Here is a 24116-nt window from a genome sequence, read left to right on the forward strand (position 1 = left end):
GCTATTCCTCTTCTTGCTATTTCCCTTCACAGAGGCTTTGTTTATCCTTAGATTAATGAGGAGTACAGATGTCCATTTCAAACCAATTATCGCTATTTTTAGATGTTGTCCAGCAAGGCTCTTTTGCCAAAGCGGCAGCCCTTCATGATATGGACAATTCATCCCTGTCTAAACAGATCAAAAAATTGGAGACGACGTTAGGGGTACAGCTTCTAAACCGTTCGACCCGTTCATTTGCTTTAACCTCAGCCGGAGAGGAAATTCTCGGGCAGGCGCAATTGCTGGTCGATACCCTTAATCATATTCAGAATATTGCAGATTCATATCAATCAGAACCGAAAGGGGTGATTCGGATTACCTCTCCGGTGTTTCTTGGGCAGGAATATCTCCAGCCGGTGATTTCGCGATTTATGCAGAAATATCCAGATGTAAAAGTCGTTCTCTCACTGGATGATAAAAAAGCCGATATCATTGCGGATCATTACGACTTGGCATTTCGGTTCGGCAAGCTTGCAGAATCAAACTTGATCGCCAAGAAAATAGCCAACCCCCATTTTGCGGTTATTGCTTCCAAAGCCTTTGTTGAAAAGCATGGAAACCCGCGAACGCCTGAAGAGCTAGCCGAGCTTCCTGCGGTCATTTATAGCAATGCGGATACCACATTGGATCAAATGTGGCTGAGTGATACGCCACATGGTGACAATTTCAAAAGCTATAAAATGAAAGGAAACTATAAAGTCAGTGACGTTAGGATGATAGTTGCGGGGGTCAGAGATGGGCTCGGCTATGCGGTGATCGATCTTTACAACCTCAATCAAAATATTGAAGAACAGGGTATTGTTACCCTGTTGACCGACTATGTACTGCCCAGTAAAGACAAGGCGGTTTACGCTGTTTACCCACACCGCAAACAAACCCCACTGGTACGCGAGTTCATTCAGGCTTTCCACGATGATATCGGTGATCCTCCGCGGTGGGTCAGCCACGTGCCTAACTATGCGTCTCTTTATCGCTAGAATGAAAACGAGTAATTACAGTACGATGTAATTACCCGTTTTATATTGTTGCAGTATGGGCGGGATGCCGGGTGGATAGATTATCTGAGTGTTAGGCGATAATCACACCGACACTAAGCAAGGCCATGATCATTAGCGTCAGGATACCAATTAGCGGGCCAATAAAGCGGAGCCAAGAAGAGTAGGCAACGCGCCCGATGGCAAGGCCACCCATCACAACACCAGACGTCGGTGTGACAAGGTTAGGAAGCCCAGATGCAGATTGGAAAGCGGTGACGACTAACTCTCGGCTGACCCCGGCAAAATCAGCCAGAGGGGCCAATACTGGCATTGAAAGTACAGCCAGACCTGATGATGAAGGGACAACAAGGCAAAGCACGGCCTCAACCCAGTAGATTGCATTGATAAACGCGACTTCGTTTAATCCGCCCAGTAGGCCTTCCGCATAGTTCAGGATTGTGTGCGTGATATTGCCGTTATCCATGACGACGACTAAGCCGCGGGCAATGGCAATGATAAGGGCAACACCAAGTAGATCTCTTGCGCCATTGACAAAACTGTCGGTGATTTCCACTTCAGATAAACGGCCAACAAAACCGACTAAGATACTTGAGCCAATAAACAGAGCGGAAAGTTCTGCCATCCACCATCCAGCAACGGATACGCCCCACATCATGACAACAAAAGTCATAGCGAAAATGGCTAATACTGCTTTACGGGTATTGGATAGCTCGGGTGTCTCTTTCTGTTTGCCGTGAAGGAAGTGGTTAAGGTTATCGTCATGCTGGTGGGCAACAATAGAGCGAGAAGGATCTTGCTTAACGCGTTCAGCGTATCGCATGACATAGAAGACACAGAGTAGCCAACCGAGGATGAGGATCACGGCCCGAAGCGCAAACCCTTCCATAAAGTTGATTTCGGCAGCATTGGAAGCGATAACAGTGGCAAAAGGGTTAATGGTAGAGCCTAGGCAGCCGATGCCTGCCCCCACCATAATAATGGCGACGCCAACAATACTGTCATAGCCTGCTGCAATCATGACGGGGATAAGCAAGGCATAGAAGGGAATCGTTTCTTCGGCCATACCATAAACGGTGCCGCCCAGAGCGAAAAGCCCCATGAGGATCGGGATCATCCATTTTTCCCTACCAGCAAGACGCTTCATTGTCCCTGCGATACCCGCATCAATGGCGCCGGTTTCGGTTACGACCGCCAGAAAGCCACCGATAACTAACACGAATAAGGCGACATCAACGGCTCGTGCAACATAATCTGACGGGTCGTAAAAACCTTGGATAGGGGCCATCAAAATATCAATGATGCCTTGAGGATTCGCCTCGACCGTTTGGTACGAGCCAACAACCGGAACCAGCTTACCCAGTGTCTCGTTGAGCTCCATCTGGTATTGACCCGCCGGGATCATCCAAGTGAGCAGTGCCATGAGCACCGTAAGCAGCATTAAGATTGTATAGGCAGAAGGAAATTTTAATTTACTCATTGTTTCGTCCTTTATGGGGCCTATGGCCCCATATTTGTCAATTGCGCTTGGCTTACGCTACAAAGTCCATGATTTCGCGGGCTGAAAGGTTATCAAGTCCCATTTTTTTCAATGTTCTACCTGTGGTGAAATAATCTGTGTCGTTATAGGCGTTATCGATGTGCAGGCATGCGGTGATCATTGGTGTATCGATCCCGGTAAGTTGGCCAAGTTCGAAGCAAGGCACCAACAAGTAAGCGGCATCTTCTGTGATATAGCGATTACTTGCTGAGTTTGGTGCGCTATTGAGTTTGCCGTGCGTTTCAGACGTCCGGTTGACTTCATAAACGGTTTTACAATCCATGCTGTAAAGCGCATTCATTGCATCCAGTTCCGGTTTTAGTGGCAGGTTCAGCTGTTTGCCAATAGCCAGGCGTTCACTTTCCATCACCGCCGCGGCTTTAGCGGTTGAAACAGAGCAGCAGTCCTTGTAGTAGTTGAATTGGCCATCAAAGTTTTCCAGTAACCCCATATTCAGTGTTGTGAGCAGCGGGTGGCCACCGAAGTTAATGTTCTCCAACCCCGCTTCAATAACGTTACTGAGTGCGGTGAGGGGAAGTGGCATCACCGCTTGAAGGGCATCAATAGCCATTTTCGTGTGCTTGGCAGGGAAGGCTGCCACGGGCAGAAACTCTTTCATACCCAATATCGCCAACTGGGCAGGCCCGACAATACGGGTGGCCCATGGGATTGATATCGCATCGACAAAGGTAATATCAAGTTCGCCATAACCTTTTTCGTGCTTGATTTTATTGAGCACCAACGAGCCGTAATTCCCTGGCATCAGCATGACGATTTGACCATCACGAAGATGAGGTAGCATTTCGATAAACAAAGGCTCTTGGGCAAACGAGGGAACCGGAAGTACCACAATATCGGCATAAGCAAGGGTTTCTTTCAGGTCTCGGCTGATCTTGTCGATAGGGTGAAAACCGGCGTAAGTGAGCACCACATCATTGAAGTGGCCAAGGGCTTCGATACCACCGCGCTGTTCAATATCTTTGAGTGGTTGATCATAGCCCGGGCTGCCATAAAGACAGACATCTGCACCCTGTTTGGTAAAGTGATAGGCCGCTGTTAATCCGGCGTTTCCCGAGCCAATGATAGAGACACGATTTGTCATGATTATTCCTTTTAATGTGTGTCGTTGTTTTGGCTACAGTAAGGAATTATCGTGATTTATCGCCAATGCCAAAGGAACAAACAGCCATGCAAAAAAGTAATGCTATTAAAAGTGATTACTTTTATGTGATTGATTTTTTAATGATTAAAGCTCGTCGTTTAACACGAGAACACATTCAACCTAAGTGTGATGTGATCCCATTGTTACCCATCGAGATCTCTCATCGGGCCTATTTTCAGCTGCACATCTAGATCGTCGGCCAATAGCATAAATTGTTCGATGAAGTGTTCGGCATGGCGGTGGATGGGTTTGAGCGCTGGGTAAAGAATGTCAAACTCAAACGATAGGTTAAAGACGAGCGGTCGCATGACTACGTGTGGGTGCTCGCTTTCAATCACCGCGGTAAACGGGTCGGTGATCGCAATACCAATCCCTTCTTTAACGAGAGCGGCTGCAGTGCTGGCGAGTGACACTTCGATATGCTCGATGGTCGACAGGTTGTAGCGCCTCAGTAATGCATCGATTTGCCGTTGGGTGGCGTCTTTTTCATGGCGGATCAATACTTGGTCCGCAATGTCATAGATGTCGATGGCTTTGCGTTTTGCCAGTGGCGAGTCGGCAGGAACTAGGCATACACACTCACATTCGACACGCTGGGCTTTCACCCCAGCCAGGATGTCATCAACAAAGGCAAACCCGATATCGGCAGTTTGGCTTTGCACCCGACGTACGACGTCTTCTGAGCGATATGTTTTGAATCCCAGCTTTAGTTTTGGCGTTTGGTTTAGAAAGGTTGCTACGACACGTGGTAAAAAAGCATTGGAAAGTAGGGGCATGGCCGCAATATTCAGGCTACCAAAGTGACTTGATCGAATAGAATGGGCCACCTGATCTAAACCAGCGACGGCATCGAATACTTTGGCGACTTCAAGGTAAAATGCTTGTCCCTCGTCGCTGAGTTCAAGGCGGTTGCCTTTGCGAATAAACAATTTAAACCCTAGCCGCGATTCTAAGCTGGACAATAAGCGGCTTACAGCGGGCTGACTGAGATGAAGTCGCTCGGCAGCAGCGGTAACAGTTTGGCATTCAATGACGGCTTTAAAAGCATTTAGTTGGCTGAGTTTCATGATAGTGCAGGATAGTTCGAGTTTGCGCTACGCTAGCAAAATCATGAGGCGATTTCTTTGAACTAGCATTGAAATTCAGGGGAACACAAAGCAGTTGCTGAAAATGCCAACAGCGCCATAAAAGTTATTCATCGTATAAGGCAATAACCCAAATGGTGCTTTTTTAATAAAGGAATACACTAGCGCTTTTCTTTCAATAGCCGTACACCCATGCAATGTTCTCACTATAATCAGCAGCGCTGTCGCTCCTGTGTTTATTCTGATGTGCCTTATTCTCAGCAAGTTAAACGAAAGGATGAAAAGTTAAAGCAGCTGTTTTCATCCATGATGCCTGTGCAGTGGCTTCCCGTTGTTTGTAGTGATGAAATTGGTTTTAGGAATAAGGCAAAAATGGTGGTCATGGGCGCGGCGCATGAGCCTGTGCTGGGCATTGAAGGTTGCGATAATCTACCTGTTAGCCTTTGCAATTGTCCACTCTATCCCGAAGATATGCAGGCCTTGCTGGCCTATCTGGAGCGTTGGATCAGGGTTGCGGGTATCCCGCCTTACAATAAAGTAAAAAAGAAAGGGGAGTTGAAATACATCTTGCTCACTCGTTCAGAGTCCCAAGGTGAGTATATGTTGCGGTTTGTGCTGCAAAGCCGTAGTGCAATAGTCCGCATTGAAGCCAATTTAGGCCGGCTAATAACCGATTGGCCGCAAGTGAAGGTGGTGTCAGTAAACGTACAGCCTATCCATATGGCGCGTTTGGAAGGGGAAGAAGAGATATTTCTTACAGAAACGCAGCACTTAGTCGAGCAATTTAACGCAGTGCCATTGGTGATCCGGCCAAAGAGCTTTTTCCAAACTAACCCCAAAGTAGCTGAGAAGCTATATGCCACCGCGCGTGATTGGGTAAAGGAGCTATCACCAAGCACGATGTGGGATTTGTTCTGTGGTGTGGGCGGTTTTGCACTGCACTGTGCCAATGAAGCCAAACAGGTTGTCGGCATTGAAATTGAATCTGAAGCAATTGCCAGCGCCAAGTATTCCGCTAAGCAATTGGGGATCACTAATCTTGAATTCGACGCCTTGGATTCAGCCTGTTTTTCACAACGGCAGGGGATTGTACCTGAATTGGTATTGGTAAACCCGCCACGGCGTGGGTTAGGGCAAGCACTGACGGAACAGCTCTCGTTACTCGCGCCTAAGCACATTATATATTCGAGCTGTAACCCACTGACGTTGAAACAGGATTTGTTAGGTTTGCACCAGTATGAAATAAAGCGGCTACAGTGGTTTGATATGTTTCCCCATACCGAACATGCCGAAGTGATGGTGTTGTTAGAGCTTGATGGGAGATAACCGGGATACGGTGCAATAATAGTAAGGCCTCTCAATTTGAAAGGCCTTTTGATGAATATCGGTTATTGCTGATGTTAATTATATTGCGTCTTATGCCTTGCGCACTGGCCCACATCTTCATAGGTTTCAGGTCTTATTTCAGATAGCTCTTGGGCGTTGGCTCCCCACAATAAGGCTTGCTCGCCGTACTGTGAGGTCAAGCTAGAGATAGCCAGCGAGTTTCTTTTATCGGATTTCGCTCCGAGTATGATGACTTTTATTGATTCCATAGAAAAGACATCTTCCAATGTGCGCTTGTAGTATGGCGTGATAAGGTTTCGATTAACTCTATAACTCAGTTCACTAAGCGGAACCAGTGCAATGGCACGTGACTCATCTTCATTAATGAAGTCATGATGTTTCCAGGCAAACAAGGCTTTGAGCAGGGAAAAAAGCGAGGATTTGTAATGAGGTGCCAAAGCTTCAAGGGCATTTTGCTGCTCTTGTTGATTGGGCATAGCCATGTCGTTTAAGTAATTAAATAGCTCTTTGAACAGGGAAAGGGTTTCATCAATATAGAGATGGAGCGGATCATAGCTGCACTTGAATGTTTCACTGAGCATTAGCGTCCCGCTAAAGTAGTGAGAAGAGGATGATACTGAGGGACTATCACTGGTGTTGCTTTTCAGTACATCAGACCTAAAGCCGATACAGCTTCCGCGACAGTCATCACCATAAAAGCGCCATTGAGTTAAAGAATCACTGGTACCGGAAAAAGAGCAGACACACATGGAGTGCTGGTTCTCGATTTGATGCAGGAACATTTCCAGGATCATACTGCATGTGCTGTATTCCGAGTCACGCAGTCGGGCTGTGAGTGCATGCAATGCCTTTTTATACTCACCTTTGTCATTCAAGAACTGATAGTCGGTAAACCATATTTCTTTGTTGAGCATTACGCCCAGTAACCCGTCCGTAGAAGTGTAATGAAACAGCGTATTCCCATCCACAATTAGCGCCTACTTTATTGTTATGTGTTAAATAAACAGTACTAGAGCTCTCAAATCTTGGTCAAATTAATTGATTGAAAAATGTTAACGAAAGCCAGAATTACAATCTTATTATTTCAATCATTTAGTGATATGTCTGGCTGGTTGCGCATCAAGCGATTTCTATTAGGCAACGCCTTGGATAAAATTACAAAAGCACACTTTTAGGAACTGCTTGCGTCCCTGCAAACAGTTGTTCCATATTATTTTGTTGTTTGAGAACTATTTTTGGTTTAGGAACTCTAGGATAACAGAGCTTAATGCCACCGTACCCGCAGGCACAGAGCCAGGATCCATGACAATGTTCGGGTTATGATTTAGGTATTTAGGCAACTGGCCATTTTCGACAAAATTGCTCCATGTCTCGTTACTTGCAGCTCCAACTTCAACAAACACCACCGGGACTTCTGGGTATGGGCTAGTAAGCATGTGGAAATCTTCCGACCCCATAACGGGAGGGAAACCGTTATATACATTGTCATCACCTAGCGCTGCAACAAGGGCTTGCTTGGCCTGTTCAGTTTGCGCTAGCGGATTGATAACCGGTGTCGAATAGCCATTCATCTGATAGCGAGGCATGCGATCTTCGGGGACACCGTACATCTTAGCAATGTTATCTGTCACATCTTTGATCCCCTCGATCATCGCGGTACGTTCAGCTTCACGGTACCAACGTAAATTAACTTTTAGCTCGGCTGAATCAGGGATGATGTTGGCTTCATCACCCGAATTGAGCGCTCCGACCGTCAGTACTGCTGGCTCAATCTGATCAAGTTTACGTGAGACGATGGTTTGATAACCCATCACAGCCATCGAAGACATGACAATGGGGTCAATAGCGCCATGTGGTGTTGAACCGTGTCCGCCCACACCGTAGATCGTGACATCAATTTGATCTGTGCCTGCCATACGGCGACCATCAGAAATGGCAGCCGAGCCGGCGGGTAAAACCGGGTGGGTGTGGCCCGCAATCAAAATGTCGGGCTTTGGAATGAGTTCATACAGGCCATCTTGCACCATCGCCGTTGCACCTTGAATGAGTTCTTCCGCAGGTTGGGCGACAAGAACAAGGGTGCCTTGCCAGTCATCTTTACGCTCGGCCAGCTGTTTTGCAATTCCAATCAACCAGGTTGTGTGTACGTCATGGCCACAAGCATGCATAGCCCATACATCGTTTCCAAAGCGATCTTTGGATGGCTTTGTTGGCTTATATGAAAGGGTTGTCTGTTCTTTTATTGGCAATGCATCCATATCCGCACGAAACATGACGGTTGGCCCTTCACCATTTTTCAGGACGGCCGCAACACCTGTGCGGGCGATTCCTTCATGGACTTCGAAACCCAGTTTTTGCAGCTCATCTGCCACAATCTTAGCCGTTTCGAATTCCATAAATCCAATTTCAGGATTGGCATGAATGTGTTCAAAGATAGAGATCAAGCGCTCTTTATCTGCGCCAACGGTATCGATTAAGGTCTCTTGAGTTGCGTTAGCAAAAGGTGAAATTGAACTTAAACAGATTGCTAGAGTGAGTAGTGTTTTTTTCATTGCCTTCTCCACGTTTCTTTTTCCGATAATCATGTATGATTTTTATCAGGCAATAAAATCGATAACCGGGGACTTAATCCACGTATGAATTTTAGCTTTCAGCAAATTGCGGCATTTGTTTGCGTTGCACAAACAGGGAATTTTAGTCGAGCGGCGAGGCAGCTAAACAAAGATCGCTCGACGGTCAGTCAGATAATACGAAACCTTGAAATTGATTTGGGTTATGAGCTATTCGACCGCACTGGAAAATTTCCAGTGCTAACGGAAAAAGGGCAGAATCTGTTGCCTTATGCACATCGGCTTGTTCTCGAGTCCAATTCATTTGCGAGCATAGCCACCACGCAATACGATGACTCTGAAACAGAGATTAATGTTGGCCTATCTGAGCTAATTCCAGCCGATATCATCTCTCATGCGGTGCAGCAGTTCAGTCTTGCTTACCCTCACACGGTGGTACATTGGCATTCATGTACTAAGAGTGAAGTGAAAACAGGTTTGCTCGAAAAACGCCTCGATCTCGGATTAGTTTTGGTTCCTGATGGCAGTAGCCATAGCTCAATTTACCCGATACATTTTATGAACATGCCTATGTCAGCTGTTTGCTCTGTGTCGGCCAACATCCCAGCATCAATATCCGTGAAAGATCTCGTCAATTACCGCCAATTAGTCAGCACTGATCTCACTCAGCCAGTATTACGTGAACTATATTGTGTTGGCCGGCAGATTGATCAAATGTCCAATACCCACTTGCTAATGAGTATGTTACAAAGCATTGACTGCTGGAGCATGCTTCCACAGCGAACCGTCCAGCCGCTAGTCGAACTAAACCTCTTAAGGCACATTACGATAGAAGAGAGCTGCGATACATTGGCTATTCCGGTATCCCTGTGGTCTATGCCGCACGTCACAGAGACGCCTGCAAGGCAATATTTAATAGAAAAACTAATAAATGCTGTCTAGGTATAAACTAAATCAATATTAACTCAGGTTATTTAATGACGGGCTATCAATTCGATTTTTCTAATAGCAGTTCATAAAAACATTGGGCAGCAGGTCCTGTCTTGACCCCTTTAGGTAAAGTAATATGCAGCGGCACTTGGTATTTATCATTTTGCTCAACGCTTAATATTTTGAGTTGGCCGAGGTTTCTTTGTGCAATAACATGCTCGGGGAGACGACAGAAACCTACACCTTGCTCTACAGCACGAAATGCATGGTCAAAGTTATCAACTGTGATCCTTTGATTCGCTTTTAGCCATCCTACATCTTGGGCGTTGTTATTTAATGTAGTCGCACCCAGATCGCGAATGACGACCTGACAGTAAGTTGCAAAATCAGCCATACAAACTTGAGCTTGAGATGCGAGTGGGTGGTCTATGGAGACAACAGGCACCATGCCGGTGAGAGAAAATACTTGCGCCGGGTAGTTAGTAATAGGCAAGGTAATGATCGCAATATCAGCTTGCTCATTGGTGACCATTTCGGAAGTCTTCGACAATGATGTTTCAACTACCTGAATAGAGGTAGCATTGTTGCTTTTCAAATACTGCGCCATTGGTTGGTACAGTAGGCTAGGATCGCAAAGGTGATCCATAGCAATAGTGATTTCAGACTCAACACCAGATGAAATTTGTTTGCTCAAATCCTCTAGTTCTCTGGCTTGATCCAACATGCTATTTGCTCTGCGGAGCAGAGACTTACCGTGCTCCGTGAGTGTAGCTCTACGACCTTTCACTTCGATGAGTTTGATACTCAGTTGATCCTCAAGCTTTTTAATTGAATATATCAACGTTGTGTGACTTTTATTGAGTGACGTTGCCGCCGCCTGGATGCTACCGGCTTTATCAATTTCCTGGAGGGTCATCCATTGCTCTAGTGTGCTTTTCAATCTCACCGTAGTAACCTGTCAGTTTTTTAGACATTAATCCGCAATATTATGAACTTTTCTGTCCGTTTTATATAGAGAACAATGTGACCTACAGACGGCAAATGCGTTGAGCGTCGTAAATGGAGAACATGTGATGAAACTACTACAAGTCGATTTTGAGTATCACGGTCCTATGGGGGAAGAGATGTCTAAAGCCCTTGTTGGGTTAGCAGAATCAATCAACCAAGAGGCTGGCCTAATTTGGAAAATTTGGACAGAAAATGAATTACAGAAATTAGGAGGCGGTCTTTATCTTTTCGAGGATGAGCACAGTGCTCAGAGTTATCTTGAGATGCATGCCGCGCGCTTAAAAAAGATGGGAGTGTTAGAGGTACGTGGCATTATCTTTGACGTCAACCAACCTTTGACATCTATTAATCACGGGCCTATTCGATAGTGAGTTACTATTATGAAAAATAGAACGTTTTTGTCTCTCCATGGCGGTATATATATCGCTTTTGCATTCGCTTTGTTCTTTTTACCTAGTCAAATGTGGCCCATGTATGGTGTGAAAATTAACGATCAATACGCATATTTCCTGTCTCAACACACCAGTATTTTTTTGGGAGGTATTGCTGCAATAAGCTTCTTCTTAAGAAAGATTGAGCATCCTGAAACGATGCGCCAATTGCTCAAAGCCTTAGTAGTTACTAACTTACTCGGTGTTTTGATTACAGGTTATGCTGGGGTAATAGGTATATTTGTTGGGCTTGGTTGGAGTGATCCTGCGTTCTTTGCACTGTTAACGCTACTGAGCTATTGGCAATTCAGCAAGCAAAGCTGAGGTGATGGGCTACCAAACAGGTTGGCAAGCGAAACACGTAGCGAGCCGTAGTATCCCATTCAGCGACGAAAGATAAAGCTACAATTGTTTGTCGGAAGTAACCAAAGCATAGAAAGCAAAATAGCTTTGCGGCCTTAGCAAAAACGAATCATATATACTGCTGAAAAAGAGAGGTATAGCATGATTAAAACAGCAACAGTTGCAGCGCCATTTTCTGAAGTGGCAACAAAGATCATTGAACAATTGATTTCAGAAGGTACACAACTGGTCGGCTTCGCGAGAATTGGCGATGAACAAAGAGCATCCGCTTTAGAGGCAAAATACCCAGGAGCCATTAAGATAGTCTTTGGCGATTTGGCTAACCCCGAATCGGCTAAAGGTATGGTTGATTGTGCGATTGAATATCTGGGTAGTATTGAAGCCCACTACCATTGCGCAGGTGTTTTTTCTTGGAACCACTGGCAGCATGTAGAGCCCGAAGAAGTGGCGCGTTTGTTTAATGCTAACTTCCAAACCGCATGGAGTGCATCAAAAGCGCTGGTACCGGTTATGCGTGGTGAAAATCGCCGTAGTATTGTATTTGCTTCTGCGAGGGATACATCACGATTTATTGGCGCTGGCTTCGGCCCGTATATGGCTTCAAAAATGGCGTTGAACGGTTTGGTTGAAAGCCTTGCCGCAGAGTTAATCGACACCAATATTTCTGTCAATGCGGTTCTGCCAACAATTATAAATACAGAAATTAATAGGAAGGCATTGCCTGATATTGATCCTGATAATTTTGTCGATCCAGCTCAAATGGCGGGGATTATGATTGATATCAGCCAACCGACAAGGCACCAACTTTCTGGTGCGTTGATTCCGATTAATAGTGGTTTGATTTAGTAGATAAACACCGTGTGGAACAGCAAGACGCATAAACAGATTGATAATGCGTCTTGCTTATTCAATGTAAGCCTATTATCCAAATAGCAGTAATGCGGTAGGAATTGCCAGCATTAAGCTTAGGAAGGTTCGTACAAACCATACAAGGACAAGCTGTAACACACTCAGCGGGATCTTAGTTGCTAGAATGCAAGGAATCGACGCTGAGAAAAACAGAATAGATGACACACAAACCACACCTGCGGAGAAGCGCGCCACAATATCTGCATCTTTCATCAGTAGGGCTGGCAAAAACATTTCTGCTAACCCAGCAGCGCTTGCTCTAGCAAGTTGCATCCCTTCTTCTAACCCCCACAACATTGTGACGGGGTAGAACAGATACCCGAGCCAATCAAATATTGGGGTATATTTCGCTGCCAATAAACCAATCACGCCGACTGACATAATTGATGGCAAGATGCTGATGGTCATTACTAACCCATCTTTGAAATTATCAACGATATTCTTGCCAATAGGCGGGGCTTTTTCTGCCACTGAAAGGCCGTTTTCTATCGCCACTTTCAGTCGGCTTCCTTCTATTGCCTGTGGCTCCCTGTGCTGGGCTTCGTTATTAATGCGTGAAAGAGGCGGCAGGCGAACTGTAATTGCCGTGACAATAAAAGTGATCAGTAGGGTCAGCCAGAAGTATTGGTTCCAGACTGGCATCAGATCTAACGTTTTGGCCACGATGATCATAAAGGTTGCCGAAACGGTAGAAAAACCTGTCGCGATGATCGCAGCTTCACGTGCACTGTAGTGGCCGGCAACATACACACGATTAGTAATTAATAGGCCAATGGAATAGCTACCGACAAATGAAGCAACGGCATCGATGGCACTTCTTCCCGGTGTTCTCCATACCGGCTGCATCAGCTTCTGCAATAAAATCCCTATTGTCTCTAATAAGCCATAACTGACTAAGAAAGCGAGAAATACTGAACCGACAGGGACAATTAAACCGACAGATATGACGAGCTTGTTGAATAAAAATGGCAGCATATCAGGCTCTTGCAAAATTGCCGGACCCGATTTAGTCACAGCAAATATAGAAGCAATAACACCCAGCCATTTTAATAGTAAAAATACTTTTTCTGTCGTGTTCTTCCGCCACTTTCCCGTCACGATAGGATAGATTGCCCCTGCAACTATCATAGCGACGGCATACCATGCGGCACCACTGCCGAGGCTTGTTTTGAGGTAGGTAACAATGTGGTCTAGTGGGATACTTTGTTTATCGTTAAAAGTGATTGGTACAAAAAAGATAAAGATCCCAATAGCACTTAACCCCAACAACCGAAACCAATGATTGGTATCGGAGGGGGTAGACTCACTGATTTGATTCATAGCACTCTCCCTGTTTAATTGATAATAATGTATATACAAAAGAGGGCTACAGTAAGTTAAGGTGTGGTCTAAATGTGATCAGTGTGTTAATTAGGTTATCAAAATGAGATCTTTAGCCTGTTTTTTAACCATGTGTAAGGTGGCTAGATATATACAATTCACAGAAGTGTGAGTTTCTACGTTTGCTTGATAAGCAGTGTAAAAGACCATTTGAACGCGAGGCGAGAAAAGGCCTCACTGCACTATAGCACCTCGCAAGCCCTCATCTTAAATGTGTAATTGATGTGTATAGCTAGATGGTTGTTGTTTAAGGTTATGATACATAAGCCTTATTATCTTTCGCTTTGAATACATCGATTTTATGTAAAGTAACCATCCCAACCTCGCTATTTATCTTTTTATCAAATAGTCGTTCAATGATTGACAATCAACAAGCGAATCAAAGTTACAGCTCCCAAAGGACAGAGGAATCATGTTTACCCTACTGAAAAATACAAATTTATATAATCCCCAAAAAGTCGGTAAAACGGACATTTTAATCGGACAAGGAAAAATACTCGCCATTGATCCTGATTTAAATGTGGCGGGGCTACCGAGCGTATCTACCATTGATTGTCGTGGGAAACTTGTCACACCAGGATTGATTGATCAGCATGTACATCTCATCGGTGGAGGAGGAGAGTCCGGTTTTGCCAGTCGAGTACCTCAGGTGACCTTAAAAAAACTGTTACAAGCTGGAACCACCACGGTTGTAGGTGTGCTCGGAACTGATGGTATTTCACGTTCTCCCCGAGACTTGTATGCCAAAGCCGCCGCATTAACTGAAAGTGGCATGAGCGCTTACATGTACACAGGCTCTTATGAAGTGCCAACCAAAACCATCACCGGGTCGATCCGGGATGATATTGCTTTCATCCCCTCGGTTCTGGGCGTAAAGGTCGCCTTGGCTGATCATCGCTGTTCTTTCCCTACTACACAGGAGTTAGCACGTATTACCTCTGATATCAGAGTCGCGGGGCTGTTATCGGGAAAACGCGGTGTCCTTCATATTCACATGGGAGATCTACCCAATGCATTTGATAAGATAGATGAACTGCTAGACATGGGCATTCCGATTCAACACTTTTCGCCAACACACCTCGAGCGCAATGCAGGTTTATTTGATGAAGCGATTAGCTTTGCGTTGAAAGGTGGAAAAATCGATATTACTTCCGCTCCCGGTAACTACGCTCCTCAAGATCAGATGATAAAGCATGCACTTGAATCGGGTGTTGCTGCGGATCGTATTACCACCAGTTCAGATGGTAACGGAAGCCTGCCAGAATTTAATGAACAAGGGGAGCTTACCGGTATTGTCGCGGCAAGTTGTGATAGCAACCTGGAGTTTTTGCCGAAATTAATCAATGTCGGCATTGAGCCAGAGCAGGCTATTGCCATGATGACAGCAAACGTTGCCGACACGTTAGGTATAAATAAAGGTCGGATCGAAACGGGACATGATGCTGATGTCTGCATTTTTAATGATGACTTTACTATCCATTCCGTTATTGCCAAAGGAAAAGTGATGATTTTGGGCGGTGACGTATTAATAAAAGAAAACTTCGAATAATTTTTAGATTTCTAATTTTCCAATAACAATTCCTATTCAGTGTTTGGTATATAGAGCGATCGTTTTCTACTGGCGACAGTAGTAAGACAAGGAGACAATAATGACGACCCAAACCGCGACTAAAGAAGAGAAGACTGGCTTTTTTGCTAATTTTAAATTTCCTTCAGCTTACACAATACTTTTTGCCCTTATTGCGTTTGTAGCGCTGCTAACTTGGCTTATTCCTGCTGGTCAGTATGAACGCGTAATGAATGAAGACCTAGGTAGGGAAGTACCAGTAAGCGGTACCTACCAACCTATTGATAATAACCCGCAGGGTGTAGTGGATGTTCTGCTGGCACCCATTGATGGCTTTTACGATCACAACAGTTATGAAGCTGCAGCTATTGACGTTGCTTTATTTATTCTCGTCATCGGTGGGTTTCTTGGCTTGGTAACTAAAACGGGGGCTATTGATGCTGGTATAGCCCGTGTAACCGCACGTTTTAAAGGTCGGGAAGAGTTGATGATCCCCATATTGATGGCGATGTTCGCCGCAGGGGGGACGATTTATGGTATGGCTGAAGAGACAATTCCATTTTACACGTTATTGGTTCCTGTTATGATGCTGGCCCGCTTTGACCCTCTAGTCGCGGCGGCAACCGTTCAGTTAGGGGCGGGAATTGGCAGCCTTGGCTCCACTATCAATCCATTTGCCACCGTTATTGCCTCCAATGCTGCGAGCATCCCATTTACAGACGGAATCGAACCGCGCTTTGCTATCTTGCTAATTGGCTGGGTGATTTGCGTTGGTTATGTTATGCGCTATGCCAAAATGGTTCGTGAAGACAAGACCAAGTCTATCGTGTATGACAAGTACGAAGAGAATAAAGCCTTCTTCCTGGGTAATCAGTCTGATGAGCTGATGGAATTTACGACTACGCGCAAAATTATTCTGGCTCTTTTTGCCGCGTCGTTTGGAATTATGATCTACGGCGTGGCTATGGCGGGTTGGTGGATGGCCGAAATATCAGCCATGTTCCTGGCTGCTACCATCATCATTGGCTTAGTCGCTCGTATGAGCGAAGAGGAGCTAACATCAAGCTTCATCAATGGTGCTCGTGATCTGCTTGGGGTTGCGCTTATCATCGGTATTGCACGAGGTATAGTGGTTATCATGGACCGCGGTATGATCACTGATACCGTACTGAACTATGCTGAACACGCAGTTACCGGCCTGTCTTCTATTGTATTCATCAACGTAATGTATTGGCTGGAGGTTCTACTTTCGTTTGTTGTTCCTTCATCTTCTGGCCTTGCGGTATTAACCATGCCGATTATGGCTCCGCTTGCTGATTTTGCTGGTGTAGGTCGTGATTTGGTCGTAACTGCTTATCAATCCGCTTCCGGTCTTGTGAATATGGTGACACCAACGTCAGCCGTACTGATGGGAGGGCTGGCAATAGCGCGCGTACCATATGTACGTTGGTTAAAATGGGTTGCGCCATTGATTGGTATGCTGACCGTTTTAATTATGGCCACTCTCAGTATTGGCGCAATGATGTAATTAATCAGCTATTGGATTTTTATAAGCCACCAGTAATTATTATTGCTGGTGGCTTTTCTTTTACCTGCATTATTTTCATGAATAGTAATACCAACCTGCATAAATATTTGATCAACTACTTATCCATATTGGTATAAAGAGTCGTACGATTGAAAATATTCACGAAGTTGATTTTTTCCTACTGGAGAAATATAGGCTTCATGTGGTGGATAATGAAGTGAATAGGGAGATGGAAAGATGAAAAGCAATAGTTGTAAATTTGAGCTGCGAGTTCAAAGCGGGCTTATGTTGCCCGCTGTGGTTAGACGAAACTAGATAAAACGTTTGTTAACGTATTCGGAGGTCATGCACTGCAAGACACCACTGTATGAAAGGTTGAATGTCACTAAACTGCCAACTTGGTAGTTATTGTCACTGTCATTGATATCCAGGATCAGATGGTCACTACTTCCGCCAATGACAAGGATGTTATTGTCTAGAGGGGTGATTTGATTGATATCGACATCTTGTTTGCCGATAGCACAGATGGCGCGTTTACGCAGTCCGCGGTCAATAAAATGAGGTTTATTGCCAAAGGCATCCAATGCCGTGGAGTGGGATGGTACTGATGGCTTAACTTTTATTTCGATGATCTCTGTTGAAAGATCGAAGGTGTTCTGGCAGGTATTGGGTATCGGTTCATCATTAAGCCCGATCCCCATAAGCAATGATGCCCCTAACCTTAGTTGATTGATACCTTTAGGGATTTCTCCACGCTGCATGATATTTAGCCCGGCAGAGCTAGCTCCAGTAACGTATTTCAGCTTAATTTGGTTTTCGGCTTCTATTTTTTTTGCAAGAGTGAGAAGGCTACTCTGGTTTTCGGTACTAGGTTCGACACCACCATAGCAGGCGAGGTTAGTGCCAAGGCCAACCAGCTTAATGCCAGGCAAGGTCATGGCGTGGCGAGCAAGTGCCAACGTTTCTTCTTCAAAGAATGCCCCTTCACGGAGATCGCCCAAGTCATGCATAAGAATGACTTGGTGCAGACGATGCTGTTCGACGGCTTCTGCTGATAGCGCGTGTAAGGTTGCCAGCTCAGAATTTAAGGAAATATCTGCATAGCGGACAACGTCAGCCGCTTCACTGATCGCGGGTAATCTCAGCAACATTTTTTGTGCATTGAGGTGATTCAGTTTTTTTAGGTTGGCAATACGTGAATCAGCCAGTAGGTGAATACCGCCATTGATAATGGCCTGTCCGACTTGCGGATAGGCACAGGCGAGTTTGGTCACGCCGGCGGGGGTAATACCATGGCTTGTGCAGGTTGCTACCATATTTTTCGTATTTTGGGTGATCGTGTCTAATCGAATATTAATACATGGATAAACGCTCATAGATTTACCTTTTATTCAGCCAACCTAACGAGATAGTGAGTAGGTTTGATAGTTAATTGCTTATTCGATTGGCTTTATTTTTGTCTGTAAATATTTAGCGCTTTTTCACCAAGATATTAAATAGTGAGCTTAAGATGGTTACTTTGCGTGAATTCGATGTATTGAAAATAATGAAATAAAATTGACGGGATAATAGATATAATCCCGTCGTTCATAAATGGATGAGAAGACCTTATGCAGTGTGTAAGTCTTTATCTTGATTGCCGTGAGCGCTGATAATAGCATTTATTAACTGGGTGGCAGCTAGAGACTGCTCTTTTGAATCTAAAGTGGTCAGGTGGAAGTCCGCAAGGTATTCGAGCGAAGGTGCGTTGACTTTGACCATTTCACCGCGCTGCTCCCAAATATTGGCATAGTGATCGGGTAGATAGCCGACAAAGTTTCCTGACAAGATCAGGTGTGCAGTTGCCTCCATATTGGTACTGCTTGCGAGGTGCCTTAAATCCTTAGCTTCGCTGAGCGGGGTGATTTTATGCGCTAAACCGCGCTCGACAATCGGGTATTTGAGTAAATCCTCGATTTGAACTTCCCTTGAAAGGGTGAGGATAGGATGCTCTGCCGAGCAGTAAAGACATTGTTTTTCATTGAATAAAAAAGTATAGCTCAGACCATCTTTTTGCGTTTCCGAGGAGGTGACCCCTAGTTCAACTTTGCCTTCCAGCAGCATCATTTCGATTTGGTATGAGTCTCGGATATCGGTATCGATGGTGACCTTGGGATAGTCTTTGCAAAAGTATCGGATAGCTTTCTGAATTTTACACTGCGGGTTGGTTGCCAAGTTGTCGGTGAGGGCTAGGTAAATATGGCCATGAGAAACATTGCGGATGCCATCGAGCCGGTATTCAAATCGGGTGATATCCTGAAATAACTCTTTACTGTATTGGTAGACCTTCTGTCCATCACTTGTCAGCTGAAACCCTCTTCTGCCACGGCGGCACAGAGTCATACCCATTCGTGTTTCTAGGTCATTCATACGGGTACTGATGGTGGACTGGTGCATGTTCAGCTTAAACTGGGCTGCAGAAAAGCCTCCTGATTCGACAATGGTAATAAATAGGTGGAGTAACTTGAGATCAAAGTCATTCACTTTTTGCATTTTGCTTCTCGGTTCTAATTCTTTCCAGGTGTCTTATCGATACCTGATGATATGTCTTTTAATGCTACTTTATCCTTTATCTTATTTCTGAGAGGTATCGCAAATCATTATTTACATATTGATAAACAAACTAAGCCTGTAGAATTATTGCTTCGAGTTTACATCGCTAGAGTAGCGTTTTGGGGTAGTACCAAACTCTTTTCGGAATGTGGCAATGAAAGCACTTTCACTTGAAAAGCCGACATCCAGTGCGGTTTGGCTAACGGACAGGCCAGTCGCTAACTTTTCCAAAGCGACAGAGAGGCGTATCTGGGTTCGCCAATACCTAAATGGCTGGTTGATATCTTGATGAAAGCGTCTTCTCAGGGTTCTACTACTGGTACAGAGAAATTCCGCCCATTCCTCGAATGTCTTATCATTTTGCGGGTTGGCCAGTAGCTCTTTTTCAATCCACCGGATACCTGCATCGCTTGGTCGAGGTAGTGTAACTTGTAAGCCGTGGACTATATTGATTTGATCAAGCAACACTTCCATCAGCCTTTCTTCAGCGCTGCCTTCGCAGTAGTTTTGGTTAATGCTGACCGCATGTCTCAGCATTTCTCTGAGCATGGGGGCTACCGTGACAAGGCTAAGTGAACTGATGTTTTTATTGCGCATAAAGAGGCTGCGCATTTCTACCTTGCCATTCATCTTCACCTTGTGTGAGACGCCAGCAGGAATAAGAAGAGCCTGCCGTGGTGTGAGTACTGTGACGGTATCTTCCGTTCTCACTGTGATCACCCCAGTTGAAGGGTAGAGGAGTTGGACATAATCATGTTTATGCCAATCCAATAAATAGTTGTTGGAGTAATTCCACATAAGGGCAACAACATTTTTATTGAAGGCTTTGATAAACGCTTCTCTTCGCTCATGCTCTTCTGGCGATACGTTATCAACTCCCAGAAATTCTTCTTTCATTCCTATACCCATACTTTGAGTGATGACAATCACTGTTTTTCTTGTCTGTCCGTTCAGCAACATATTTTGGCACGGAACGCACTATCACGCTCCCACCATTGCTTATACATTTCATCATAAAACCTTACTTGAAACGGAATGACGCTGAAGAGCGTTTTAGGGTTTATGTTACCTTCGGATATGATTCCACAAGAAAGACATATTTATTTCCCAACAGAGAACACAAATAATGATCGCTGTAATTTTTGAAGTCCATGTATTTGAGGACAAAAAGGACGACTATATCGACATCGCCGCTTCAATCAAGCCGATGCTAGAGCAAATCGATGGGTTTATATCTGTCGAACGGTTCAAAAGCCTCAGTGATGAATCCAAGATACTCTCATTATCATTCTGGCGTGATGAAGAGGCGGTAGCATGCTGGCGTAACCTTGCTGAACACAAAGAAGCGCAACGCCAAGGTAAGGAAGCGTTTTTTGACAAGTTCAGGATCCGTGTTGCCAGTGTTGTGCGCGATTATGATTTTCATGCCTAGGGATGCTTATATAAACAAGGCAAGGGAACGACACTTGGTATCAATGAGTTTTTAGCGCCAGTAGTAGCGAACAAAGAGTGCCAGATCATGCATCTGGCACTCTTTTAAAAAAACTAGCCTTCTGAAAGAGGGCGAAGGAAAATCTGTTCGCGAATGACTTGCCAGCGCCCATCTTCAAATCGAAGCTCTATATTGCAAAGAAGTTTCATCTCTTCGCCATTCATTCCACTGTGGATACGGCTCAGTACACACACTGCAGAATCACCCAAGATATGAAAATCGTGCCAGTCAGCCCATGTATTAAGTTGGGCACTGCCATCTTCTGCCTGTTTGGCAAAATGTGCCTTAAATTCTGTTTTGTTATAGGTCATGACGGTGCTATCGGGCATGACGAGTGTAGTATGGAAATCCTCATGGTAGATGGTTTCTAAAGCCTCGATATCAAAGTGGGTTGCACGGTCGATTAAGTGATCCATTGCAGCACGGACTGCTGCTTTGGTGTGTGTTGATTTGGTCATGGGCTACCTCAATGCTGATAAACTTATAATACATTTCACGTCATGGATAATTGCTTGTACGTGTGTGCAATCGATGACTGATTCGTTGACACGAGGGATATTACCTATAATTGAAAACGACCAGAACTGGGGTAAAATGCATAGTATCTATTCCAATTTCGAATAATTATATGGATCAACTTAGTGCAATGCGTACTTTTGTACGCGTCATTCAAACCGGCAGTTTTTCCGCCGCAGCGAGAGAACAAAGCAGTTCCCAAGCGACGGTGAGCAAGAAAGTGGCTGCACTAGAAACAAAGTTGGGTGTAAAGCTGATCACCCGGACTAGCCGGGATCTTTCACTGACTCAAGCCGGGGCTGAATATTATGAGTATTGCACTGTACTGTTATCTGAAATGGATGAAGTTGAGGCGAAGGTACGTTCTCAGGTGACATCTCCTAAAGGAATATTACGCGTAGCTGCCCCAGCCCCATTGGGCCGCTTGTTATTGGCGCCGCTAATTGTTGAATTCATTCGAGAGTATCCAGATATTCAGATAGATATGTCACTTGAAGAGCGCCATGTGGATTTAGTGTCCGAAGGAATAGATATCGCTATACGTGCCCGAAAGCTAGAAGACTCTTCATTAGTCGCAAGGCCACTATTTGAAAACCCGCAGCTATTGGTCGCGTCACCAGAGTATATCACCCTGTATGGTAAACCTAAGACTCCTGTGGAGCTGAAACAGCATCACTGTATCGTTTATACGTTGAAGCGGACTCTGAATAATTGGCACTTTAGTCATGGTGGGGATGATGTGTCGATACCTGTATCTGGTCCCTTTCGCAGCAACAGTGGTGAAACCAATCTAGAGATAGCTCTTGGCGGGTTAGGTATAACCCAACTTCCTATCTGGATGGTGGAGGAGCACCTTAAGGAAGGGCGTTTGGTACAGGTGCTTAACGAATACCAGTCTGATAAGATCCCTATTAATGCCATTTACCCACAAAATCGCTATACCCCCCTGAAAGTAAGGTGCTTCATTGATTTCATACAGGAGCGCTTAGCTAATAAGTATCCTTAGAAAACACAGGCATGGCAGGCCGTGGTGACAGGGACCGATCAACTAAGAGGGGAGCGGTAGGGTGATTTTACGGTTGGAAATATTGATGTGCCCTTCTGATTTTAGCTGTCGGCAAACGCGAATAATTGTTTCAGTTTCACTGCCGCAATATTCACCAATCTCACGTCTTGTCCACGGATAGTCAGGGTAGGTGTTGATTAGGTGATAGATAGAATCAAGCACACGCTCTTTCACTTTGCTGGTGGCAATCTTCGCCATTCTCTGTTCGGCTTGGCGTAACTCCTTTGCCAGTTGAGCGAATAGCCGTGAGCTGGTTTCTGGAGAAATCTGGTTCAGAAGCTCTAAAGATGGAATGCGAATAAACGTCAGATCGCAGTCAATAAGTGCACGTGCTGATGCATAGTATTTCTCGTTTGAGATCATCGAGCGAAAGCCGAAGAATTCGCCTTCTTGGTATAGGCGTAGAATGCTATCTTTACCTGATTCAGAGACGCATTTTAGTGTGACTAACCCGGAGTTAATATAGTAGAAACCAGAAGGGACTTCTCCATTATCGTAGATAAACTCTGTTTTATTAAAATGCAGATGCTTTTTGTAAGAATCGAGTGATGATGGTAGAGGATGCATATAATACCCAATAAAAATGTTTCTAATTATTATTCTTGCCATAATTATTTCAGGCAGTATCGTGTATTAGAACAAAGAGTAGACTTAGAGTCATTAGCTAATTTGTTATTATATATTAAAATGTAAGGTAATATAATTAACTTACCAAATAAAACCTAGACGATTAAGTGTTTCAAAAGTAAAGTTAATTGAAATATACCCAATGATCTGGGTATATCTCAATATTCATACGACATTTTCAGTTAACTGTAGTCGACTATATATTCATAATCTTCACTAATATTTTTAGCGATGGTTAATAGTATGGGCGAGTTGTTGCTGTCGAAGCAGATGCGCTCCCTGACTAATAACGGTGTTGTTTCATCGGTATTGAGTAATGTCTGTTCAAGCTTGTTAGGAAGCAAAGCACTCACACGTTCTTGATATTTATCAATACTGTAGCCTTTAGACTCGATAAACACATACAAGCCATTCTTATAGTCGTCAATTTCAGGGGAAGCGACCTCTTTCGGCATAAACACATAATTAACTTGTGCGGGTTTTCCGTCAGATGTTTCGAGAACCCTTACCAAGAGATATAGCTCTTGGCCATCACCAAGTTGTAGTGAACGGCGTATATTCTCAGGAGGGGTAATTAACTCTAAAGATATATTCACTCGTTCTTGATAAGCACTTTTACAATTTTTCACAACTCCTGAAATTTTGATATCAGGTGCTTTGGTATTCCGGATGACTAAAGTACCTATTCCACGCTCACGCTTAACATACCCATTGGTTGCTAATTCAGCCAAGGCTCTTCTAGCCGTGATTCGGCTAACACCAAATAAGCTTTGAAATTCTGCTTCCGTTGGCATAGTCTCATTAAGCCTAAACTCACCCTTATGTAATTTATCTACAAGAATATCATAAAGTTGAGCATATAATGGCTTTGCTCCTGCAGAATGATCCAGTTCGTTATTTGCCATACTTTGTTACTTTCATGTTAGTCATAAGCGGTACGCTCGTCATTGAACGTAAGCACTTTGTTTG

General features: G+C 44.5%; 23 protein-coding genes. 10 read left to right on the forward strand and 13 right to left on the reverse strand.

The window, feature by feature from the left end; genetic code table 11:
- The first annotated feature begins 68 nt into the window (after positions 1 to 68).
- Positions 69 to 1016 (forward strand): LysR family transcriptional regulator, encoded by a 948-nt coding sequence (locus L4D79_RS13685; RefSeq protein WP_428652112.1) that lies wholly within the window; start codon positions 69 to 71, stop codon positions 1014 to 1016.
- A 91-nt stretch (positions 1017 to 1107) separates the two neighbouring features.
- On the opposite strand, the gene L4D79_RS13690 is transcribed toward L4D79_RS13685, so the two are convergent.
- The 3 genes from L4D79_RS13690 to L4D79_RS13700 form a co-directional block, all read right to left on the reverse strand.
- Positions 1108 to 2514, reverse strand: a complete 1407-nt coding sequence (locus L4D79_RS13690) for a YfcC family protein (RefSeq protein ID WP_428652113.1) — start codon at positions 2512 to 2514, stop codon at positions 1108 to 1110.
- A gap of 52 nt (positions 2515 to 2566) precedes the next feature.
- The gene (locus L4D79_RS13695; RefSeq protein WP_428652114.1) at positions 2567 to 3676 is read right to left on the reverse strand and encodes an NAD/NADP octopine/nopaline dehydrogenase family protein; all 1110 of its coding nucleotides are present in this window, start codon (positions 3674 to 3676) and stop codon (positions 2567 to 2569) included.
- Between the two features lie 203 nt (positions 3677 to 3879).
- On the reverse strand, positions 3880 to 4803 hold the full coding sequence (locus L4D79_RS13700) for a LysR family transcriptional regulator (protein WP_428652115.1): 924 nt from the start codon (positions 4801 to 4803) through the stop codon (positions 3880 to 3882).
- A gap of 210 nt (positions 4804 to 5013) precedes the next feature.
- Between L4D79_RS13700 and rlmC the strand changes: the two genes are divergently transcribed.
- Positions 5014 to 6147, forward strand: a complete 1134-nt coding sequence (gene rlmC, locus L4D79_RS13705) for a 23S rRNA (uracil(747)-C(5))-methyltransferase RlmC (protein WP_428652116.1) — start codon at positions 5014 to 5016, stop codon at positions 6145 to 6147.
- A 74-nt stretch (positions 6148 to 6221) separates the two neighbouring features.
- Here rlmC and L4D79_RS13710 read toward each other — a convergent pair whose 3' ends face one another.
- Together L4D79_RS13710 and L4D79_RS13715 are read right to left on the reverse strand one after the other, a co-directional pair.
- Positions 6222 to 7136, reverse strand: coding sequence for a DUF2971 domain-containing protein (locus L4D79_RS13710; protein ID WP_428652117.1), 915 nt, complete (start codon positions 7134 to 7136; stop codon positions 6222 to 6224).
- A gap of 261 nt (positions 7137 to 7397) precedes the next feature.
- Positions 7398 to 8720, reverse strand: a complete 1323-nt coding sequence (locus tag L4D79_RS13715) for an amidohydrolase (RefSeq protein WP_428652118.1) — start codon at positions 8718 to 8720, stop codon at positions 7398 to 7400.
- An 84-nt stretch (positions 8721 to 8804) separates the two neighbouring features.
- Here L4D79_RS13715 and L4D79_RS13720 point away from each other — a divergent pair, with 84 nt between their 5' ends.
- A complete protein-coding gene (locus L4D79_RS13720) occupies positions 8805 to 9680 on the forward strand; it encodes a LysR family transcriptional regulator (protein ID WP_428652119.1) in 876 nt (291 codons plus the stop codon).
- A gap of 46 nt (positions 9681 to 9726) precedes the next feature.
- Here the strand turns inward: L4D79_RS13720 and L4D79_RS13725 are convergent, their stop codons facing one another.
- Positions 9727 to 10614, reverse strand: a complete 888-nt coding sequence (locus L4D79_RS13725) for a LysR family transcriptional regulator (RefSeq protein ID WP_428652120.1) — start codon at positions 10612 to 10614, stop codon at positions 9727 to 9729.
- A gap of 127 nt (positions 10615 to 10741) precedes the next feature.
- On the opposite strand from L4D79_RS13725, the gene L4D79_RS13730 reads away from it, so the two are divergent.
- From L4D79_RS13730 to L4D79_RS13740, 3 genes are all read left to right on the forward strand, one after another.
- A complete protein-coding gene (locus L4D79_RS13730) occupies positions 10742 to 11044 on the forward strand; it encodes a monooxygenase (RefSeq protein ID WP_428652121.1) in 303 nt (100 codons plus the stop codon).
- Positions 11045 to 11056: 12 nt separating this feature from the next.
- Positions 11057 to 11431: a hypothetical protein gene (locus L4D79_RS13735; RefSeq protein WP_428652122.1), complete on the forward strand. Its 375-nt coding sequence runs from the start codon at positions 11057 to 11059 to the stop codon at positions 11429 to 11431.
- A 180-nt stretch (positions 11432 to 11611) separates the two neighbouring features.
- The gene (locus L4D79_RS13740) at positions 11612 to 12316 is read left to right on the forward strand and encodes an SDR family NAD(P)-dependent oxidoreductase (RefSeq protein ID WP_428652123.1); all 705 of its coding nucleotides are present in this window, start codon (positions 11612 to 11614) and stop codon (positions 12314 to 12316) included.
- A 75-nt stretch (positions 12317 to 12391) separates the two neighbouring features.
- Here L4D79_RS13740 and L4D79_RS13745 read toward each other — a convergent pair whose 3' ends face one another.
- Complete coding sequence (locus L4D79_RS13745; RefSeq protein ID WP_428652124.1) at positions 12392 to 13699, reverse strand: YjiH family protein; 1308 nt, start codon at positions 13697 to 13699, stop codon at positions 12392 to 12394.
- Between the two features lie 472 nt (positions 13700 to 14171).
- Between L4D79_RS13745 and iadA the strand changes: the two genes are divergently transcribed.
- Both iadA and L4D79_RS13755 read left to right on the forward strand, forming a co-directional pair.
- Positions 14172 to 15308 carry a beta-aspartyl-peptidase gene (gene iadA / locus L4D79_RS13750; protein ID WP_428652125.1) on the forward strand — a complete coding sequence of 379 codons (1137 nt, stop codon included), beginning with the start codon at positions 14172 to 14174 and terminating at the stop codon, positions 15306 to 15308.
- A gap of 100 nt (positions 15309 to 15408) precedes the next feature.
- Positions 15409 to 16854, forward strand: coding sequence for a YfcC family protein (locus L4D79_RS13755; RefSeq protein WP_428652126.1), 1446 nt, complete (start codon positions 15409 to 15411; stop codon positions 16852 to 16854).
- A 311-nt stretch (positions 16855 to 17165) separates the two neighbouring features.
- On the opposite strand, the gene L4D79_RS13760 is transcribed toward L4D79_RS13755, so the two are convergent.
- From L4D79_RS13760 to L4D79_RS13770, 3 genes are all read right to left on the reverse strand, one after another.
- Entirely contained in the window at positions 17166 to 18230 is a 1065-nt protein-coding gene (locus tag L4D79_RS13760; protein ID WP_428652127.1) for an alanine/ornithine racemase family PLP-dependent enzyme, read from the reverse strand.
- Between the two features lie 232 nt (positions 18231 to 18462).
- Positions 18463 to 19386 (reverse strand): LysR family transcriptional regulator, encoded by a 924-nt coding sequence (locus L4D79_RS13765; RefSeq protein WP_428652128.1) that lies wholly within the window; start codon positions 19384 to 19386, stop codon positions 18463 to 18465.
- Between the two features lie 144 nt (positions 19387 to 19530).
- Complete coding sequence (locus tag L4D79_RS13770) at positions 19531 to 20343, reverse strand: AraC family transcriptional regulator (protein WP_428652129.1); 813 nt, start codon at positions 20341 to 20343, stop codon at positions 19531 to 19533.
- Positions 20344 to 20572: 229 nt separating this feature from the next.
- Here L4D79_RS13770 and L4D79_RS13775 point away from each other — a divergent pair, with 229 nt between their 5' ends.
- Complete coding sequence (locus L4D79_RS13775; RefSeq protein ID WP_428652130.1) at positions 20573 to 20878, forward strand: antibiotic biosynthesis monooxygenase family protein; 306 nt, start codon at positions 20573 to 20575, stop codon at positions 20876 to 20878.
- Positions 20879 to 20991: 113 nt separating this feature from the next.
- On the opposite strand, the gene L4D79_RS13780 is transcribed toward L4D79_RS13775, so the two are convergent.
- A complete protein-coding gene (locus L4D79_RS13780) occupies positions 20992 to 21396 on the reverse strand; it encodes a nuclear transport factor 2 family protein (protein WP_428652131.1) in 405 nt (134 codons plus the stop codon).
- A gap of 170 nt (positions 21397 to 21566) precedes the next feature.
- On the opposite strand from L4D79_RS13780, the gene L4D79_RS13785 reads away from it, so the two are divergent.
- Complete coding sequence (locus tag L4D79_RS13785) at positions 21567 to 22460, forward strand: LysR family transcriptional regulator (RefSeq protein ID WP_428652132.1); 894 nt, start codon at positions 21567 to 21569, stop codon at positions 22458 to 22460.
- Positions 22461 to 22502: 42 nt separating this feature from the next.
- Here L4D79_RS13785 and L4D79_RS13790 read toward each other — a convergent pair whose 3' ends face one another.
- The gene (locus tag L4D79_RS13790; protein WP_428652133.1) at positions 22503 to 23087 is read right to left on the reverse strand and encodes a Crp/Fnr family transcriptional regulator; all 585 of its coding nucleotides are present in this window, start codon (positions 23085 to 23087) and stop codon (positions 22503 to 22505) included.
- Positions 23088 to 23329: 242 nt separating this feature from the next.
- Positions 23330 to 24052, reverse strand: coding sequence for a GntR family transcriptional regulator (locus L4D79_RS13795; RefSeq protein WP_428652134.1), 723 nt, complete (start codon positions 24050 to 24052; stop codon positions 23330 to 23332).
- Positions 24053 to 24116 lie beyond the last annotated feature (64 nt).

It is taken from the genome of Photobacterium satsumensis, from assembly GCF_050336935.1.
GTDB classification, from domain to species: domain Bacteria; phylum Pseudomonadota; class Gammaproteobacteria; order Enterobacterales; family Vibrionaceae; genus Photobacterium; species Photobacterium satsumensis.